Source organism: Mycobacterium sp. NPDC050441 (assembly GCF_040655355.1).
In the GTDB taxonomy this organism is placed as follows: Bacteria; Actinomycetota; Actinomycetes; order Mycobacteriales; family Mycobacteriaceae; genus Mycobacterium.
In genome coordinates, this window is record NZ_JBFAJS010000011.1 from 135,534 (window position 1) to 154,360 (window position 18,827).

The 18,827-nt window shown below is 66.9% G+C and carries 16 protein-coding genes; 7 read left to right on the forward strand and 9 right to left on the reverse strand.

Going from position 1 to position 18,827, the window contains the following annotated elements:
- Positions 1-29 precede the first annotated feature (29 nt).
- Entirely contained in the window at positions 30-1,328 is a 1,299-nt protein-coding gene (locus AB0I14_RS27880; protein ID WP_358028825.1) for a multidrug effflux MFS transporter, read from the reverse strand.
- Between the two features lie 122 nt (positions 1,329-1,450).
- Between AB0I14_RS27880 and AB0I14_RS27885 the strand changes: the two genes are divergently transcribed.
- The 3 genes from AB0I14_RS27885 (at position 1,451) to AB0I14_RS27895 (ending at position 7,570) form a co-directional block, all read left to right on the forward strand.
- Positions 1,451-2,221, forward strand: coding sequence for a hypothetical protein (locus tag AB0I14_RS27885; RefSeq protein WP_358028828.1), 771 nt, complete (start codon positions 1,451-1,453; stop codon positions 2,219-2,221).
- Positions 2,222-2,363: 142 nt separating this feature from the next.
- Positions 2,364-6,059, forward strand: coding sequence for a multifunctional oxoglutarate decarboxylase/oxoglutarate dehydrogenase thiamine pyrophosphate-binding subunit/dihydrolipoyllysine-residue succinyltransferase subunit (locus AB0I14_RS27890; RefSeq protein ID WP_358028831.1), 3,696 nt, complete (start codon positions 2,364-2,366; stop codon positions 6,057-6,059).
- 191 nt (positions 6,060-6,250) lie between these two features.
- The gene (locus AB0I14_RS27895; RefSeq protein WP_358028834.1) at positions 6,251-7,570 is read left to right on the forward strand and encodes an MFS transporter; all 1,320 of its coding nucleotides are present in this window, start codon (positions 6,251-6,253) and stop codon (positions 7,568-7,570) included.
- A gap of 16 nt (positions 7,571-7,586) precedes the next feature.
- On the opposite strand, the gene map is transcribed toward AB0I14_RS27895, so the two are convergent.
- The gene (gene map, locus AB0I14_RS27900) at positions 7,587-8,348 is read right to left on the reverse strand and encodes a type I methionyl aminopeptidase (protein ID WP_358028837.1); all 762 of its coding nucleotides are present in this window, start codon (positions 8,346-8,348) and stop codon (positions 7,587-7,589) included.
- A gap of 69 nt (positions 8,349-8,417) precedes the next feature.
- Here map and AB0I14_RS27905 point away from each other — a divergent pair, with 69 nt between their 5' ends.
- The 3 genes from AB0I14_RS27905 to AB0I14_RS27915 are packed head-to-tail and all read left to right on the forward strand — an operon-like array spanning position 8,418 to position 10,348.
- Positions 8,418-8,678, forward strand: coding sequence for a helix-turn-helix transcriptional regulator (locus AB0I14_RS27905; protein ID WP_358028840.1), 261 nt, complete (start codon positions 8,418-8,420; stop codon positions 8,676-8,678).
- 38 nt (positions 8,679-8,716) lie between these two features.
- Positions 8,717-9,487 (forward strand): class I SAM-dependent methyltransferase, encoded by a 771-nt coding sequence (locus tag AB0I14_RS27910; protein ID WP_358028843.1) that lies wholly within the window; start codon positions 8,717-8,719, stop codon positions 9,485-9,487.
- 36 nt (positions 9,488-9,523) lie between these two features.
- A complete protein-coding gene (locus AB0I14_RS27915) occupies positions 9,524-10,348 on the forward strand; it encodes an SDR family NAD(P)-dependent oxidoreductase (RefSeq protein WP_358028846.1) in 825 nt (274 codons plus the stop codon).
- A gap of 7 nt (positions 10,349-10,355) precedes the next feature.
- On the opposite strand, the gene AB0I14_RS27920 is transcribed toward AB0I14_RS27915, so the two are convergent.
- Positions 10,356-11,207, reverse strand: coding sequence for a glycine betaine ABC transporter substrate-binding protein (locus tag AB0I14_RS27920; RefSeq protein ID WP_358028849.1), 852 nt, complete (start codon positions 11,205-11,207; stop codon positions 10,356-10,358).
- An 8-nt stretch (positions 11,208-11,215) separates the two neighbouring features.
- On the reverse strand, positions 11,216-12,427 hold the full coding sequence (locus tag AB0I14_RS27925) for an NADP-dependent malic enzyme (RefSeq protein WP_358028851.1): 1,212 nt from the start codon (positions 12,425-12,427) through the stop codon (positions 11,216-11,218).
- A gap of 133 nt (positions 12,428-12,560) precedes the next feature.
- Here AB0I14_RS27925 and corA point away from each other — a divergent pair, with 133 nt between their 5' ends.
- Positions 12,561-13,664 carry a magnesium/cobalt transporter CorA gene (gene corA, locus AB0I14_RS27930; protein WP_358028854.1) on the forward strand — a complete coding sequence of 368 codons (1,104 nt, stop codon included), beginning with the start codon at positions 12,561-12,563 and terminating at the stop codon, positions 13,662-13,664.
- Here corA and AB0I14_RS27935 read toward each other — a convergent pair.
- The 5 genes from AB0I14_RS27935 to AB0I14_RS27955 are packed head-to-tail and all read right to left on the reverse strand — an operon-like array spanning position 13,661 to position 18,697.
- On the reverse strand, positions 13,661-14,272 hold the full coding sequence (locus AB0I14_RS27935; protein WP_358028857.1) for a suppressor of fused domain protein: 612 nt from the start codon (positions 14,270-14,272) through the stop codon (positions 13,661-13,663). The two genes, corA and AB0I14_RS27935, sit on opposite strands and share 4 nt — an antisense overlap.
- Complete coding sequence (ugpC, locus tag AB0I14_RS27940; RefSeq protein ID WP_358028859.1) at positions 14,269-15,540, reverse strand: sn-glycerol-3-phosphate ABC transporter ATP-binding protein UgpC; 1,272 nt, start codon at positions 15,538-15,540, stop codon at positions 14,269-14,271. The genes AB0I14_RS27935 and ugpC overlap by 4 nt, the downstream gene beginning before the upstream one ends.
- 4 nt (positions 15,541-15,544) lie before the next feature.
- Complete coding sequence (locus AB0I14_RS27945) at positions 15,545-16,369, reverse strand: carbohydrate ABC transporter permease (RefSeq protein WP_358029050.1); 825 nt, start codon at positions 16,367-16,369, stop codon at positions 15,545-15,547.
- Positions 16,370-16,406: 37 nt separating this feature from the next.
- Positions 16,407-17,303 (reverse strand): sugar ABC transporter permease, encoded by an 897-nt coding sequence (locus AB0I14_RS27950; protein ID WP_358028861.1) that lies wholly within the window; start codon positions 17,301-17,303, stop codon positions 16,407-16,409.
- On the reverse strand, positions 17,300-18,697 hold the full coding sequence (locus AB0I14_RS27955; RefSeq protein ID WP_358028864.1) for an ABC transporter substrate-binding protein: 1,398 nt from the start codon (positions 18,695-18,697) through the stop codon (positions 17,300-17,302). Before AB0I14_RS27955 ends, AB0I14_RS27950 begins: the two co-directional genes overlap by 4 nt.
- Between the last annotated feature and the right edge of the window lie 130 nt (positions 18,698-18,827).

An 18,827-nucleotide genomic window follows, 5' to 3' on the forward strand; every position in this document is an offset into this window, starting at 1 on the left:
GGGCCCCGCCGACGCTACCCGGGACCGGGTCAGGCCGGCTCGACAACCGCCTCAGAAGCGATGTCGAGTGCGTCGCCTGGATATTCGCCGGCGTCGTCATCGTCGTTACGCCGACCGACCAGCAGCAAGGCCACCAAGGCGATCGCCATACCCGCCGTCATCACCCACGACAACGCCAGGGCACCGTTGCCCAGGGCACCGATCGCCGGCGCCACCGCGGCGCCGAGCCCGAACTGCGCCGCGCCCAGCAGCGCGGCCGCCGTTCCGGCAGCGTCGGGATGGCGCGACAGCGCGACCGCCGGGGCATTGGGAAGCACCAGGCCCATCCCGGCCAGGATCGCCAGCACCGGCGCCACGAACGCGGACAGCCCGCCCACCTGCGCGACGGTCAGCACGATGAACACCACTCCGGCAATTGCCGACCAACTGAGCGCCGCCACCGTGATGGCCTGCGGAGAGAACCGGCGCAGCAACACGACATTGAACTGTGTTGCGCCGATCAGCGCGATCGCGCCCGCGGCGAACACCAGCGCGAATGCCTGCTGGTCCAGGCCATAGTGGCCCTGCAGGACGAACGGCGCCGCCGAGATGTAGGCGAACAGCCCGGACATGCCCAGCGCCGCAACCAGCACCAGAATCACGAATCGCGAATCACGCAGCAACTCGATGTAGGTGCCGATGATGCCGCTCACCGCGAGCGGACGCCGGTGGGCAACCGGAAGCGTCTCGGGCAGGGCGAGCGCAGCCATCGCCAACAGGCCCCCGGCCACCACCACCAACGCGACGAAGACCCAGTGCCAGGACCCGTGCAACAGCACCGCCGCCCCCAACGACGGCGCAAGCACCGGGGCGACCCCGAGCACCAGCATCAACCGCGACATCACCGTGGCCGCCACCGTGCCGCTGAACAGATCACCGACAACGGCGATGGCCACTACCGAGGCCGCCGCCGCACCCATGCCCTGGAGACCACGCGCCACCCCGAGGGTCACGATGTCAGGCGCCAGCACACACAGCACCGAGGCCACCATGTGCAGCACGATGCCGGCCATCAACGGGCGCCTGCGTCCCAGCGAATCCGACAACGGACCGACGATCAGCTGCCCCAGGCCCAGACCCGCCAGAGTTCCGGTGAGTGTCAGCTGCGACACCGAAGACGAGACCGAGAGCTCATCGGCGATCCGCGGCAGCGCCGGCAGATACATGTCGATGGTGAGCGGGCCCAGCGCCACCAGGGCGCCCAGGACGAGAATCATCCGGATCCGGCCCGGCATCCGACTGTGCACAGTTACCGATGCTGCCTGCCTCACGTCGGGCGATGATGCCATGAAGGTGAACAGCCCCGCATTTCAGTTTTTTGTTCCCGTGACGGCTGTCACCCTCGGGCACCGGCAACGGGTCGCCGTTCGTTCACCCGGCATCAGGTCAGGCGTTAGCCTGGCAGTCAACGATGGGTTCACACCTGGGAGGCCCCGAAGTGCGTGCGCGGTCCAAAGCCCAACTGCCGGCGAAGGTCGAAGAGACCGAAGATCCCAGCACGGCTGCGAAGGTGCTGTCGGCCATCATCGAGCGCAGCTCACGCGTCCAGGCCCCAGCCGTCAAGGCGTATGTGGACCGGTTGCGCAGCCACCAAGCCGATGCCACCCCGGCCGAGATCGTCACCCGACTGGAGAAGCACTACCTGGCCGCGGTGATGGCCAGCGGCGCCGCCGTCGGTTCGGCCGCCGCGTTCCCGGGCATCGGAACCCTGGCCGCACTGTCGGCCGTGGCCGGCGAGACGGTGGTGTTCCTGGAGGCCACATCGGTGTTCGTGCTCGCGGTCGCCGAGGTGTACGGCATCCCCGCCGACCACCGCGAACGGCGCCGTGCGCTGGTACTTTCGGTCCTCGTCGGCGAGGACAGCAAACGCGCCGTCGCCGACCTGTTGGGCAGCGGACGTACCAGCGGCGCGTGGCTGTCCGACGGTGCGGCAACGCTGCCGTTGCCCGCGGTCTCGCAGCTCAACTCCCGGCTGGTCAAGTACTTCGTCAAGCGGTATACGCTCAAGCGCGGCGCGATGGCTGTCGGCAAGATGTTGCCGGTGGGCATCGGCGCTGTCATCGGCGGTGTCGGCAACCGGCTGATGGGTAAGAAGATCGTTGCCAACGCCCGCCAGGCGTTCGGCGCGCCCCCGCCGCGGTGGCCCGCAACGTTGCATGTGCTGCCGTCCGCTAACCCCTAGGCCCATGGTGACCTCAGGTGGCGCTGAAAGGCGATAGCCTTTATGCGGCGGTCCAGCGGGGTCGACCGCCTACAGAAGAACACAAGCGGCAAGCCTCCTTGTGACGGCGAGCCGGACACAAGAATCGAGGCGAGTGTCTGCCGTGAGCAGTTCACCTTCACCATTCGGGCAGAACGAGTGGTTGGTCGAGGAGATGTATCGCAAGTTCCGCGAGGATCCCTCTTCGGTGGATCCGAGTTGGCACGAATTTCTGGTCGACTACTCCCCTGAGCCCACCACCGACAACACTGTCGCCAACGGTCAGACGACCGCACCGGCAGCGCCTGCCCCTGCGCCGCCAGCAACTCCCGCCGCGCCTGCGGCGGCCGCTCCGGCATCGGCCCCCGCCAAGGCCGCACCGGCGGCCCCGGCCAAGCCGGCGAAGTCGGGTCCCGCTGTTGCCGAGGGCGACGAGTCACAGGTGCTGCGCGGCGCCGCGGCGGCCGTCGTCAAGAACATGAACGCCTCGCTGGAGGTGCCCACCGCGACGAGCGTGCGGGCCATCCCGGCCAAGGCGATGATCGACAACCGCGTCGTCATCAACAACCACCTCAAGCGCACCCGCGGCGGCAAGATCAGCTTCACCCACCTGCTCGGCTACGCCATCGTGCAGGCGGTCAAGAAGTTCCCGAACATGAACCGGCATTTCGCCGAGGTCAACGGCAAGCCCAACGCGGTGACGCCGGCCCACACCAACCTGGGCCTGGCCATCGACCTGCCCGGCAAGGACGGCAGCCGCTCACTGGTCGTCGCTGCGATCAAACGTTGCGAGACAATGCATTTCGGCCAGTTCATCGCGGCCTACGAGGACATCGTGCGGCGGGCCCGCGACGGCAAGCTGACCGCCGAGGACTTCTCCGGGGTCACGATCTCGCTGACCAACCCGGGCACCATCGGCACTGTGCACTCGGTGCCGCGGCTCATGCAGGGCCAGGGCGCCATCATCGGCGCCGGCGCGATGGAATTCCCGGCCGAGTTCCAGGGCGCCAGCGAGGAACGCATCGCCGAACTGGGTATCGGCAAGCTGATCACCCTGACCTCGACCTACGACCACCGGATCATCCAGGGTGCGGAGTCCGGTGACTTCCTGCGCACCATCCACACCCTGCTGCTCGACGACGAGTTCTTCGACGAGATCTTCCGCGAACTCGGCATCCCGTATGAGCCCGTGCGCTGGCGCGTCGACAACCCGGACTCCATCCAGCACAAGAACGCCCGCGTCATCGAGCTGATCGCCGCGTACCGCAACCGCGGACACCTGATGGCCGACATCGACCCGCTGCGGCTGGACAACACCCGCTTCCGCAGCCACCCCGACCTCGACGTCAACACCCACGGGCTGACCCTGTGGGACCTGGACCGCGAGTTCAAGGTCGACGGGTTCGCCGGCAAGGAATACAAGAAGCTGCGCGACGTGCTCTCGGTGTTGCGCGATGCCTACTGCCGCCACGTCGGTGTCGAGTACACCCACATCCTCGAACCCGAGCAGCAGCGCTGGATCCAGGAACGTGTCGAGGTCAAGCACGACAAGCCGACCGTCGCGGAGCAGAAGTACATTCTGTCCAAGCTCAACGCCGCCGAGGCGTTCGAGACGTTCCTGCAGACCAAATACGTTGGACAGAAGCGTTTCTCGTTGGAAGGCGCGGAGACCGTCATCCCCATGATGGACGCCGTGATCGACCAGTGCGCCGAGCATGCCCTCGATGAGGTCGTCATCGGTATGCCGCACCGCGGCCGGCTCAACGTGCTGGCCAACATCGTCGGCAAGCCCTACAGCCAGATCTTCACCGAGTTCGAGGGCAACCTCAACCCGTCGCAGGCGCACGGCTCCGGCGATGTGAAGTACCACCTCGGCGCATCCGGCAACTACATCCAGATGTTCGGCGAGAACGACATTCAGGTGTCGCTGACCGCCAACCCCTCGCATCTGGAAGCCGTCGACCCGGTGCTCGAAGGCCTGGTCCGGGCCAAGCAGGATCTCCTGGACCCCGGCAAGGATGCCGACGGCTCCGGCGAGTACCCCGTGGTCCCGCTGATGCTGCACGGCGACGCGGCGTTCGCCGGACAGGGCGTCGTCGCCGAAACCCTGAACCTGGCGCTGCTCAACGGCTACCGGACCGGCGGCACGATCCACATCGTGGTCAACAACCAGATCGGGTTCACCACGGCGCCAACGGATTCGCGCTCCAGCGAGTACTGCACCGACGTCGCCAAGATGATCGGCGCACCGATCTTCCACGTCAACGGCGACGACCCGGAGGCCTGCGCCTGGGTGGCGCGGCTGGCAGTGGACTTCCGCCAGGCGTTCAAGAAGGACGTCATCATCGACATGCTGTGCTACCGCCGCCGCGGACACAACGAGGGCGACGATCCGTCGATGACCCAGCCGTACATGTACGACGTCATCGACACCAAGCGTGGCTCCCGCAAGGCCTACACCGAATCACTGATCGGCCGCGGCGACATCTCGATGAAAGAGGCCGAGGACGCCCTGCGCGACTACCAGGGTCAGCTGGAGCGGGTGTTCAACGAGGTCCGCGAGTTGGAGAAGCACGCGGCCGAGCCAAGCGAATCGGTCGAGGCCGACCAGCAGATCCCGCAGCGCCTCGCGACTGCGGTGGACAAGTCACTGCTCGCCCGCATCGGCGACGCGCATCTGGCCCTGCCGGACGGGTTCACCGTGCACCCGCGCGTCAAGCCGGTGCTGGAGAAGCGCCGCGAGATGGCCTACGAGGGCAAGGTCGACTGGGCATTCGCCGAGTTGCTCGCCCTCGGTTCGCTGATCGCCGACGGCAAGCTGGTCCGGCTGTCGGGCCAGGACACCCAGCGCGGCACCTTCACCCAGCGGCACTCGGTGATCGTCGACCGCAAGACCGGCGAGGAGTTCACCCCGCTGCAGCTGCTGGCCACCAGCACCGACGGCACCCCGACCGGCGGCAAGTTCCTGGTCTACAACTCGGCGCTGTCCGAATACGCCGCAGTGGGCTTCGAGTACGGCTACTCGGTGGGCAATCCCGACGCAATGGTGTTGTGGGAGGCGCAGTTCGGCGACTTCGTCAACGGCGCTCAGTCGATCATCGACGAGTTCATCTCCTCCGGTGAGGCCAAGTGGGGCCAGCTTTCCGACGTCGTGCTGCTGCTGCCGCACGGCCACGAAGGACAGGGTCCCGACCACACCTCGGGCCGCATCGAGCGCTTCCTGCAGCTGTGGGCCGAGGGTTCGATGACCATCGCGGTGCCGTCGACGCCGGCGAACTACTTCCACCTCTTGCGCCGGCACGGCATGGACGGCATCCAGCGTCCGCTGATCGTCTTCACCCCGAAGTCGATGCTGCGCAACAAGGCCGCCGTCAGCGATATCCGCGACTTCACCGAGAACAAGTTCCGCTCGGTACTGGAGGAACCGGCCTACACCGACGGTGAGGGCGACCGCGAGAAGGTCCGTCGCATCGTGCTCTGCAGCGGCAAGATCTACTACGACCTCGCCGCACGCAAGGCCAAGGACAACCGCGACGACGTGGCGATCGTGCGGCTCGAGCAGCTCGCCCCGCTGCCGCGGCGCCGGCTGGCCGAGACGCTGGACCGCTACCCGAATGTCACCGAGAAGTTCTGGGTGCAGGAGGAGCCGGCCAACCAGGGTGCCTGGCCGTCACTCGGCCTGACGCTGCCCGAGGTACTGCCGGACTACTTCACCCCGATCAAGCGGATCTCGCGGCGTGCGATGTCGGCTCCGTCCTCGGGGTCGTCGAAGGTGCATGCTGTCGAACAGCAGGAGATCATCGACGAGGCGTTCGGCTGAGCTTGCGAAGCGAACGGCGAGGAGTATCCAGCCAGCACGAGGCGTTCGGCTGAGCTTGCACGCCTGATCCAGATCAACGAAATGGTCGCTGCCGTATACCGGCAGCGACCATTTCGCTTATGGCGATCCGGGTTTCGATCAGCGTGCGCACAACGGTGGGCGTGCCACCGGGCGGTGGCTAGACAACTAGGGTGACTCTGACCCCCGTCGCCGTACCCGAGGCGACCCCCACACCGGACCACAGCCAGGACCGCAACCCGGTCCGTACCGCGGTTCTGGCCAGCGTGCTCGGGACAACGATCGAGTGGTACGACTTCTTCCTGTATGCCACGGCCGCGAGCCTGGTCTTCAATCACACCTTCTTCCCGGACCAGAGCTCATTCGTCGGCACGATGCTGGCGTTCGCCACGTTTGCGGTGGGGTTCGTCGTCCGGCCCATCGGCGGCTTCGTGTTCGGCCACATCGGCGACCGGATCGGTCGCAAACGCACGCTGGCACTGACCATGCTGTTGATGGGCGCGGCCACCGCGCTGATGGGTGTGCTGCCCACCGCGGCGCAGATCGGCGTCCTGGCCCCGATCCTGCTGCTGGTGCTGCGCGTGGTGCAGGGATTCGCCCTCGGCGGTGAGTGGGCCGGCGCGGTGCTGTTGGCCGTCGAGCACAGCCCTCGGCATCGCCGCGGGCTGTTCGGCAGCATCCCGCAGGTCGGGCTGGCGCTGGGCCTGGCCCTGGGCACCGGGGTGTTCGTGCTGCTGCAGCTGTGGCTGTCGGCCGAGGCGTTCCAGGCCTACGGGTGGCGGATCGCGTTCCTGTTCAGCGTCGTGCTGGTGATCTTCGGCGTGGTGGTGCGGTTCCGGGTGGCCGAGACGCCGGCGTTCGAGAAGCTGCGCCGCGAGGACGATCGCTCGACGGTCCCCGTGAAGGAGATTTTCCGGCCGCCGGCGCTGCGGTCGACCGTGCTCGGCCTGCTGTCACGCTGGGGCGAGGGCGCGGCCTTCAACACCTGGGGCGTGTTCACCATCGCCTACGCCACCTCCACGCTGCACCTGGGCAAGGTGCCGGTATTGATCGTGGTGACCGCTGCGGCGCTGGTGATGGCGGTGCTGCTACCGGTGTCGGGGCTGCTGGCCGACCGGTTCAGCCCGAAGGCGGTCTACGCCTCGGGCATCGCCGCCTACGCGGTGGTGGTGTTCCCCGCGTTCGCATTGTTCAACACCGGCAGCATCGCGGCCTATGCGGTGGGAATGTTGCTGGCGTTCGGCGTCATCCACGCCTGGTTCTACGGCGCCCAGGGCACGCTCTACGCCTCGTTGTTCCCGACGCGCACCCGCTACACCGGGCTGTCGACGGTGTATCAGCTCTCCGGCGTCTACGCCTCGGGTCTGACGCCGCTGATCCTCACGGGGCTCATCGCCGCGGGCGGCGGGAGCCCGTGGCTGGCGTGCGGGTATCTGGTGGCCACCGCGGTGATCAGCGTCATCGCCACCCTGCTGCTGCGTCCCGCGCATTAGAACGGTTCAGCAGGGCTCAGCAAGTCAACACCAGCGGGCCCGATTCGGTGATCGCGACGGTGTTCTCGGTGTGGGCGGTGCGGGAACCGTCGGCGGATCGGATGGTCCAGCCGTCGCGGTCGAAAACGATGCGGTTGGTGCCCGCGGCGAACCACGGTTCCAGCGCCAGCGTCATCCCGGCCCGCAGCTTCATGCCGCGGCCGGGGTTGCCGCGATTCGGCACATGCGGGTCCTCGTGCATGGTCCGGCCCAGCCCGTGCCCGCCGAATTCGAGGTTGACCGGGTAGCCGTATGCGTCGGCGACGGCGCCGATGGCGGCCGAGATGTCGCCGAGCCGGTTGCCTGGCCGCGCGGCGGCAGTGCCGGCGGCCAACGCCTCCTCGGTGGCCCGTACCAGCCGTACGTCGGCCGCCGCGGGCGTCCCGACGATGACGGTGCGGGCCGCGTCGGTGACCCAGCCGTCGATGGACACCGCGAAGTCCATGGTGAGCACGTCGCCGTCGCCGAGCCGGTAATCGTGTGGAAGGCCGTGCAGCACAGCATCGTTGACCGACAGGCAGATGACGTTACGAAACGGGCCACGGCCGAATGAAGGGTCGTAGTCCCAGTAACACGACTCGGCACCGCGGCGCTTGACCATGTCGCGGGCGTGGAGTTCGAGGTCGAGGAGGTTGACCCCGACATCGGCGAGCCCGCTCAACTCGGCGAGCACCTCGGCCACGAAGCGCCCGGTGACCCGCATCCGCTCAATTTCGTCGGCGGTTTTCAACTCGATCATGTCCGCACCTTTCTCGGTATTTAAATACCAACCCTAGCGGTATACAAATACCGGCGCTACCGTGGTGGCGTGGTTCGCACCCCGCTGAGTCCCGAGCAAGTCGCCGCAGGCCGCCGACTCGGCGCTGCATTGCGCACCGCCCGCGGCGCCCGCACACTCGACGATGTCGCCAGGTCCGCAGGCATCTCCCCCGAGACTCTGCGCAAGATCGAGACGGGCCGTCTCCCCTCCCCGGCGTTCGGCACCATCATCGGACTGAGCGACGCCCTCGGAGTCCCGCTGGAGACCCTGGCCGAGGTATGGCGGCCGATGGCCGCGGCAGCGTCGTAGCCCTTCCGGTTTCAGCCGAGCTCGCTACCGTGGGAGAAATGGACTCCCCGGATTACGGATTCGACGGCGATTACAACGCGGTGTCCGCGCCCGCGCAGGCCACGATCGCCGGCGGTGCGTTCACCGCCCTGCTGGCCTGGACGGTCGTCAACATCGCCCGCGGTCGACGCGGAACCGCCTGTCTCACAGGCGCTTCCGCCGCCCTTGTGGCGAGCACCGTTTCATTGTTCGTGCATGCCACCCGCCGCGGGAAGTTCGCGGTGTGGCGCGACATCCTCGATGACCTGGCCCTGCGCGGCGATGAGACGCTACTCGATCTCGGCTGCGGCCGGGGCGCGGTGCTGCATGCCGCGGCCAATCGACTGCCACGCGGACGCGCCCTCGGCGTCGATCTGTGGCGCGCCGATCAGACCGGCAACTCGCCGGAGCAGACGCTGGCCAACGCCGGGGCCGAGGGCGTCGCCGACCGCGTCGAGGTGCACACCGGCGACATGACCGCCCTGCCCTTCGACGATGCCAGCGTCGACGTCATCGTCAGCAGCCTGGCCATCCACAACATCCCCGATCGCGCCGGGCGATCCCGTGCCCTCGACGAGGCCGCCAGGGTGCTGCGCCCGGGCGGCCGGCTGGCCATCGCCGACATCTGGGAAACCCGGCGCCATGCCGAGCGGTTGCGCGCCAACGGCTGGCAGCATGTGCAGCGACGGAATCTGGGCTGGCGGATGTGGTGGGGCGGCCCCTACGTCGGAACCCACCTGGTGACGGCGACCAAGCCAGCCGACACAGACGGGACCCCGGGTACCGGGTAATCTCGACGCAAGTCGAACGACACAAGGGAGTGTTCTATGGAGGGCTTCGCCGGAAAGGTCGCCGTCGTGACCGGCGCCGGATCAGGCATCGGACAGGCGCTGGCCATCGAGCTCGGCCGTTCCGGGGCCAAGTTGGCGATCAGCGACGTCGACACCGAGGGCCTGGCGGTCACGGAGGAACGCCTCAAGGCGATCGGCGCCGAGGTGAAGACCGACCGGATCGACGTCACCGAGCGTGAGGCCTTCCTGCTCTACGCCGACGCGGTCAAGGAGCACTTCGGCAAGGTCAATCAGATCTACAACAACGCGGGCATCGCGTTCACCGGCGATGTCGAGATCAGTCAGTTCAAGGACATCGAGCGGGTGATGGACGTCGACTACTGGGGCGTCGTCAACGGCACCAAGGCGTTCCTGCCGCACCTGATCGCCTCCGGCGACGGGCACGTGGTCAACGTCTCCAGCCTGTTCGGCATCTTCTCGGTTCCGGGCCAGGCCGCCTACAACTCGGCCAAGTTCGCGGTGCGCGGCTTCACCGAAGCCCTGCGTCAGGAGATGGCCCTGGCCAAGCACCCGGTCAAGGTGACGTGCGTGCACCCCGGCGGGATCAAGACCGCCATCGCGCGCAACTCCACTGCCGCCGAAGGCCTGGATCAGAAGGCGCTCGCCGAGACGTTCGACCGGAAGCTCGCCAACACCACCCCGCAGCGCGCGGCCAAGATCATCCTCGAGGCCGTGCGCAAGGACAAGGCACGCGTGCTGGTCGGGCCCGACGCCAAGGTCCTCGACGTCATCGTGCGAATCACCGGGGCGGGCTACCAGAAGCTGTTCGCCTCCGCGATGGGACGCATGATCCCGCGCTGACGCGGGGTCAGTGGCCGAGCGGGTTGGCCTGAAGGAACTCGGCGGCCACCGCACCGGGGTCTTTCCCTTCGGCGACCTGCCTGCGCATATCGGCCAGCGACCCGGTGTCGAGGACACCGGCGATCTCGTTGAGCGCCAGGATCTGCCGTTCGTTGAGCGTGTTGCGGCGATAGAGCGGCACCACGTTCTCGCCACGGATCAACGCCGTCTTGTCGGCAAGCACGGTCAGGTCCGACGGAATTGCCGGATCGGCCGTCGTCGACCAGGCCGCATTGATCTTCCCGGCGCGCAGTGCCGCGAAGAGGCTCTTGTCGTCGGGGAACACCAGCGCCTTGGGCAGCGTGCACGAGCCGATGGCGGTTGGCACATGCCACTTGCCCACCACACCCGGTCGGGCCTGGGCACAGTTACGGCGCAACGCGCCGAGATCAGTTCCGCCCCACGCCGTGGCAGTGGCCTCGGTGACCACCAGCGCGGGCTTGTCCTGCGCCGACATGGTGTAGTCGCCGGCCGCGACGCCCTCGGGCAACGCCGACACCAGATCGCGGTAGACCTGCTCATCCGCGCGGGCCGTGGCGGCCGGATTGAGCTCGGCGAGGAACCGGCCGGTGAACCCCGGCTGCACCGTCACCGACCCGGAATCCAACACACCGGGGGCGCCGTCGGTCTCGGTCACCGCCGCCGGGGTGCCGTAATAGCGCAGCGCCGCCGCATAGAGGTGACCGAGCAGTGCCGACTCGGGCGCCGGCCCCGCCCCGACCGCGAGAGCGGCCGGGGCCGAGTTGGCCGCGCATCCCCCCAACGCCGGTGCCAACAGCGTCGACATTGTCAACAGCGCCAACGCCAGAGTGCGGCGCATTCGTGAACTCAGGACTCTGTGTGGTCAACCGCCGCCGCGACCGCGGCCGCAACCGCAGGACCGACCCGCGGATCGAGTGCGCTCGGCACGATGTGGTCGACCGCCAGATCGTCGCCCACCACCGAGAAGATCGCCTCGGCAGCCGCCACCTTCATCTTCTCGGTGATGCGGCGGGCACCGGCATCGAGCGCCCCGCGGAACACGCCGGGGAAGGCCAGCACGTTGTTGATCTGGTTCGGGAAGTCGCTGCGACCGGTCGCCACGACGGCCGCGTACTTGCGGGCGGCGTCCGGGTGGATCTCCGGGTCCGGGTTGGACAGCGCGAACACGATGCAGTTGGGGGCCATCGTCGCGATGAGCTCCTCGGGCACGACACCGGCCGACACTCCGAGGAAGACGTCGGCGCCCTCGAGCGCCTCGGCCACACCACCGGTGAGCTTGCGCGGGTTGGTGCGCCCGGCCAATTCCGCCTTGAAGGTGTTGAGGTTCTCGCGGCCCGCGTGCACGATGCCCTGCGAATCGAGCACGACGACGTCCTTGATGCCCTTGGCCAACATGATGTTGGAGCAGGCCACGCCGGCGGCACCGGCCCCGGACACCACGACCTTCAGCTCGTGCATGTCACGCTCGAGCACCTTCGTGGCACCCAGCAGCGCGGCCAGTACCACGATCGCCGTGCCGTGCTGGTCGTCGTGCATGACCGGGCAATCCAGCGCCTCGATGACCCGGCGCTCGATCTCGAAGCACCGCGGCGCCGAGATGTCCTCCAGGTTCACCGCACCGAACGTCGGCCGCAGCCTGATCAGGGTTTCGACGATCTCGTCGGGATCCTTGGTGTCGAGCACGATCGGGATCGAGTTCAGCCCGCCGAAGGTCTTGAACAGCGCGCTCTTGCCCTCCATCACCGGCAGCGACGCCGCGGGGCCGATATCGCCGAGACCCAGCACCGCGGTGCCGTCGCTGACCACGGCGACGAGGCGGTTGGCCCAGGTGTACTTGGCTGCGAGCGTGTGATCCGTGGCGATCGCCCGGCTCACCTGCGCAACGCCAGGGGTATAGGCGATCGACAGCGCACGCTGGGTATCCAACGGCGACTTCAACTCGACCGAGAGCTTTCCCCCTTCATGAGCATCGAAGATCTCGGCGTCTTCGATGACAACTTGCGGGGTGCGCTCCGCTGAAGGGCGCTCTGGCGAGGACGCGACTGTACTTTCCGACACGGCGCAAGGGTACTTCAATGCCAAATCTCACATGGGCGGGTTCCCCGCTGGTGAGCGTTACTTAACAGTAACTGCGCGTAGCATTCGGTGTGCTGATCAGGTTGCTGCACACCGCGCAGGAAGGTCGCAGTTCATGCCCTCATTCCGCGCCTTGCCGCCGGCCCTGCGCTCGACCGCAAGGACCCGGCCCGCTGACCCCGACGCCAAGACGATCCACGTTCCGGTCGCCCGGGCGATGGTCGATTGCGGTGTCTACTGCGGCGGTGACCGGTTACCCGGCAAGTACACCCACGCAGCGGCGCTGAACAAGGTCCGTGAGCTGCAGGAGGCCGGCCAGAAGGCGTTCGTCTGGATCGGGCTGCACGAACCCGACCAATTCCAGATGCAGTCGGTGGCAGACGTTTTCGGATTGCATGAGCTGGCCGTGGAGGACGCGGTGCACGCCCACCAGCGTCCCAAGCTCGAGCGCTACGACAAGACGTTGTTCCTGGTGCTCAAGACGATCAACTATGTCGAGCACGAGTCGGTGGCACTGGCGCGCGAGATCGTCGAGACCGGCGAGATCATGATCTTCGTCGGGCCGGACTTCGTCGTCACCGTCCGTCACGGCGAACACGGCGGCCTGGCCGGCGTGCGTAAACGGCTCGAATCCTCGCCTGCCATCCTCAAACTCGGACCGTTCGCGGTCATGCACGCGATCGCCGACCACGTGGTGGACAGCTACCTCGACGTGACCGATCTGATGGAGACCGACATCGACGCCATGGAGGAGGACATCTTCTCCCCCGGCACGCACACCAACATCGAATGTATCTACCTGCTCAAGCGGGAGGTCGTCGAAATGCGCCGCGCCGTGGCGCCGTTGACTCTTGCCCTGGCCCGGTTGCTCACCGACCACAACGACCTGATCTCGGTCGAGGTACGCAGGTACATGCGCGACGTGCACGACCACAATGTGCAGGCCTCCGACCGCGTCACGAGCTACGACGAGATGCTGAGCTCGTTGGTGCAGGCCGCACTCGGCAAGGTCGCCATGCAGCAGAACGTGGACATGCGCAAGATCTCGGCGTGGGTGGCAATCGCCGCGGTGCCGACCGCCATGGCCGGCATCTACGGGATGAACTTCGAGCACATGCCCGAATTACAGTGGACCTGGGGCTATCCCGCCGTTCTTCTCGCGATGGCCACCATCTGCTTCGTACTGCACCGCACGTTCCGCCACAACGACTGGCTCTAGCTGGGGCTCGCTGCCCTTCTGGTCGGATCCAGCACGTCCACCCCGTCGGTCTGCCACGCCTCGCGCATCGCGTCCGCACCCTTCAGGCGCACCCAGGCCGCCTCGGTGGCGGTGATCGGGGTGGCCGAGAGCACCGTCACCGCGGACAGTGGATCGGTCAGGGCCACCTCGCCGATATCGCTGGGGCCCAGCAGGAATGCGCTGAACGGTGCGGAGTCGAACAGCTGCGTCTCCAGGTCGACGAGTGCGTCCGCCTCCAGGACCAGTCCCTCCACCGCGGGCGCGGCGGCCAGGACCGCCAGCGACCGCGCCAGCCCGCCCGGGGTCGGCCCCCGCAGCGAGAGCACCACCTCGGCCCGGGGGCCGTGGATCGGATCGGAGACCAGCTCGGTCGGGTCGAACATAGGGTGACGCGAACAACCCAGCGTCACATAGTGATACAGATCCTGTCCGTTACCGCCCCCGCGCAGGTCCGGGCCGAACCGCAGGACGTCGATGCGCTCGGTACCCAGGAAGGTGACGCTGGCGCTGACGGGTTCTGCGGTAATGCCTGCCGCACCGAAGTATTCACCCACCCGGGCGCGAACGGCAGCCAGGACGTCGATCACTCTGCTGCCTCGGACTCCTCGGGTTCCTCCGGCGCCACGGCCTCGGTGGGCGCCACGGCCTCCGGCTCCTCCGCTTCCACTGGCTCCCGCGGCTCGGTGCGGGTCAGGTTCACCCCGGTCTCGGCGTCGAAGATCGCCAACTTCGAGGTATCGAAAGCCAATTGGATCTGCTGACCGCCCGCCGCCGTGGACTCGGCCGACACCCGGGCCACGAACTCATTGGCACCGGCGCCCGAATCGGCGGCCAACTCGGCAAGCTGCGCCGCCTCGGCGCCGGCGCCCTCGATCGTGAAGTGAACGTACTTGTCGGCACCGAGCGACTCGACGATGTCGGCGCGCACGGGGAAGCTCAGCGCCCGGATCCGGGCGTACCCGTCGAGCAGCGACGCGTCCTCCAGGTGCTCGGGGCGGATCCCGACGATGATGTTGTCCGGCTTGGGCTGACGCTCCAACAGGTCATGCACTTGCTGGGTCAGGGTGACGTCGCCGAACGGCAGCCGCACCCCGACGTCGGTGAAGGTTGCCGGGAAGAAATTCATCGCCGGTGATCCGATGAAGCCGGCCACGAACAGGTTCGCCGGGTTGTTGTACAGCTCGTCGGGCGTGCCGATCTGCTGGATCTCCCCGGCCAGCAACACGACAACCCGGTCACCCAGGGTCATCGCCTCGGTCTGATCGTGGGTGACATACACCGTGGTGGTGCCCAGCCGGCTCTGCAGCCGCGAGATCTCGGCGCGCATCTGCACACGCAGCTTGGCGTCCAGGTTGCTCAGCGGCTCATCCATCAGGAATGCCTTGGGGCGGCGCACGATTGCCCGACCCATCGCCACCCGCTGACGCTGTCCGCCCGACAACTGTGCCGGCTTGCGGTCGAGCAGTTCGGTCAGGTCGAGGATCTTGGCAGTCTCGGCGACCTTGGCCTCGATCTCGTCCTTCTTGAGCTTGGCCAGGGTCAGCGGGAAGGCGATGTTCTGGCGCACGGTCATGTGCGGGTACAGCGCATAGGACTGGAACACCATGGCGATGTCGCGGTCCTTGGGCGCCTTCTCGTTGACCCGCTCACCGCCGATACGCAGCTCGCCCGACGAGATGTCCTCAAGCCCGGCAATCATGTTCAGGGTGGTGGACTTACCGCAGCCCGACGGCCCCACCAGGATGATGAACTCGCCGTCGGCGATCGTCATCGAGAATTCTTTGACGGCCTCCCTGGCACCGCCAGCACCGTCGGGGTAACTCTTGGTGACCCGGTCCAACACAATTTCGGCCATCCAATTACCCCTTTACCGCACCGGACGTCAGGCCAGCGACGATGCGCCGCTGGAAGATGAGAACAAAGATAATGATCGGGATGGTGATGACCATCGCGCCGGCCGCGATCGAGCCGGTCGGTTCCTCGAATTGGGAGCTACCGGTGAAGTTCGCGATCGCCACCGGCGCGGTGATCGCCCGCTGGGTCGCGGTCAGCGACAGCGCCAACAGCAGGTCGTTCCACGCGAAGATGAACACCAGGATGGCCGCGGTGACGATGCCCGGGGCCGCCAACGGAGCGATCACCTTGCGGAAAGCCTGCGCCGGGGTGGCCCCGTCCATCTTGGCGGCCTTCTCCAGATCCCATGGGATCTCCCGGAAGAACGCCGAGAGCGTGTAAATCGCCAGCGGCAGCGCGAAGGTGATGTAGGGAACGATCAGTCCGGGCCAGGTGTCGAACAGGCCGATACTGCGCCACAGATTGAAAATCGGTGTCACCAAAGAGATCTGCGGGAACATCGCGATCAGCAGGGCCACCCCCACCAGCAACTTCTTGCCGGGGAAGTTCAGCCGCGCCACCGCGTAGGCGGCCATGCCGCCGATGGTCACGGCGATCACCGTGGTGATCAGGCCGATGCCGATCGAGTTGATCAACGCCGAGGTGAAGATGTTCCCGGTGAAGATGCCCTTGTAGTTGTCGAACGTGATCTGCGACGGAATCAGCTTGCCGTCCTTGACACTCGACGTCGGCTTCAACGACAGCGACAGGATCCACAACACCGGTACCAACGCGTAGAGCACCACCAGGATGTTCACGACCGTCCACCCGGTCGCCCGCCGCGCACCCACCTGCTGACTCATCGCCCTCCGCTCTTCACGCAAGCGCTCATCGGTGCCCCTCCGCTTCTGCACCAGGCGCCGACGCACCGAACAACTTGATGAAGACGAACGCGATGACCGCCACCGACAGGAAGATCAACACACTGATGGCAGAGCCCAATCCGAGGTTGAACGCCTTGAACAGGTTGTCATATCCCAGGATCGACACCGACCCGGTGCTGTTGGCTCCCCCGGTCAACACATAGATGTTGTCGAAGATCCGGAACGCGTCGAGGGTGCGGAACAGCAGCGCCACCAGGATGGCCGGTTTGATCAGCGGCAGAATCACTTTCACCAACCGCGTCCACGCTCCGGCCCCGTCGACCTCGGCGGCATTGAGCAGATCCTGCGGCACCAGGGCCAGCCCGGCCAGCAGCAACAGCGCCATGAACGGCGTGGTCTTCCACACCTCGGCCAGCACGATGATGGCCAGCGAGGGCAACTGTTCGGTCAACGGGGCACTGCCGTCGGGCAGGAGGTTGGCCAGGTATCCGGTGCCCGGCGTCCAGGCGTAGTACCAGCTGTAGGAGGCCGCCACGGTCACGATGCCGTACGGGATCAGCACCGCGGTACGGACCACGCCCTTGCCGAAGATGGTGCGGTGCATGACCAGTGCCAGTGCCATACCGAGGACGAACTCGATCGTCACCGAGACGACGGTGATCGCCAGCGTCACCGCGAACGCCGTCCACCAGTACCGGTCGGTGAGGATCGTCTGGTAGTTGGCGAACCCGACGAAGGCGGTGTCGTCGGGGGCGGCCAGGTTGTAACGCTGCAGGCTCAGCCACACCGCGTAACAGATCGGGTACGCGGTCACCGCGATCATCAGGATCACCGCGGGCGCGATCAGCGCGAACGCAAGCTTGCGCTCGGAGGCGCGGTTGTCAGTCTTGGTGGCGCTCACGGGATCAACCCTTTGCCGTCGATGGCCTTCTGCACCTGTTCGGTCAGCTCATCGGCGGTGTGCTCCGGATCGATGTCGGTGATCGGGGCCAGGGTGGCCGAGATGCGGGTGGACACAGCCTGATAGACCGGGGTCGCGGGGCGGACCGCGGCGTTGGTCAACTGCTCGCGAATGATCGCGTACTGCGGGTACTTGGCCTGGAATGCCGGATCGTCGTATAGCGACTCACGTACCGCGGGCAGGCCGCCCTCGACCGAGGTGTAACGCTGGTTCTCGACGTTGCGCAAGCAGCGGATGGCCTCGAACGCCTCGGCCTTGTGCTGGCTGGTCTTGGCCACCGCGAGGTTCAGCCCACCGATCGTCACCCTCGCCGGCTCGCCCTCGGAGACCCCTGGGTAGTTCGCGAAGCCGAACACACCCTTGCTGGCCTCGTAGGCCGACTCGAACTGCTCGTCCGTCGGCGAGAAGGTGCCCAGATCGTTGATGGCATCGACGAGGTCGGCTCGTTCGTCGAGCGGAAGGAAGTTCACCCCGCCCTTGACGGCGTTCTCCAGCAGAGAGGGCAGCACAAACGGCCAGTTGACCTCGAGCGCCGCCTTGCCCTGCTCGAGTGCGAGCCGGGCGGTGGCCTCATCGGTCTGGGTCACCGACGGATCGGCGCCGGGCGCGGTGGCTACCGACTTGATGATCTGCAGCGCCTTGACGGTGGCCGCGCGATGCTCCGGTGTGTCGGTCAGCGTGACGGTCTTGCCGTCCTCGGAGAGCACCTGCCCGCCCGCACTGGTCAGCAGGGTGTTGAACCACACCACCAGGCCCTCGTACTGCTTGGCCTGCACCGCAATCCAACTGGGCTTGCCTGCCGCGTGCAGACGCGTCGCCTCGGCGACCATGCCGTCCCAGGTGGACGGTGGCTCATTCATCAAATCAGCGCGATACCACAGCAATTGGGTGTTGGTGGTGATCGGAGATGCGTACAGCTTGCCTTGCCACCGGGCCGTCTCCAACGGTCCGGGCAGGGTGTTGGATTCTGCGTCGGACTCGGCTTCGCCGGCCGGATCCTCGGACAGTGGCACGGCCCAGCCGGCCTCGGCGAACTCGGCGGTCCAGACCACGTCGAGCGCCATGATGTCGAGCGTCTTGTCGTTGCCGGTCAGCCGCCGGGCCAGCTGCAACCGTTGGTCGTCAGCGCCTTTCGGCAAACTCACCTGTTTGATGGTGAAACGGTCGCCGAATTCGGCGTTGCAGCGTTTGGCCACGGCGGTGAAAGTCGCCATCTCGTTGGCCGGGGTGTAGTAGTTGATGACGATCCCGTCGTCGCCCTTACCGCAAGCCGACACCACCGAGGCCGTCGTCAACGCGGCCACTGCCGCAGCACATAGCCGCCGAGCACGCACCGCTCTGTCTCCCGTCCGAGTCATCTCTCGCCGCCGGAGCGGCCCCCACGACGCCGGAGCGGCTCCCGCGCGCAAACCGTAGAGCCATGCGGAGCGTATGTCCAACAGTTTCGGCGTGCCGCGTCACAAT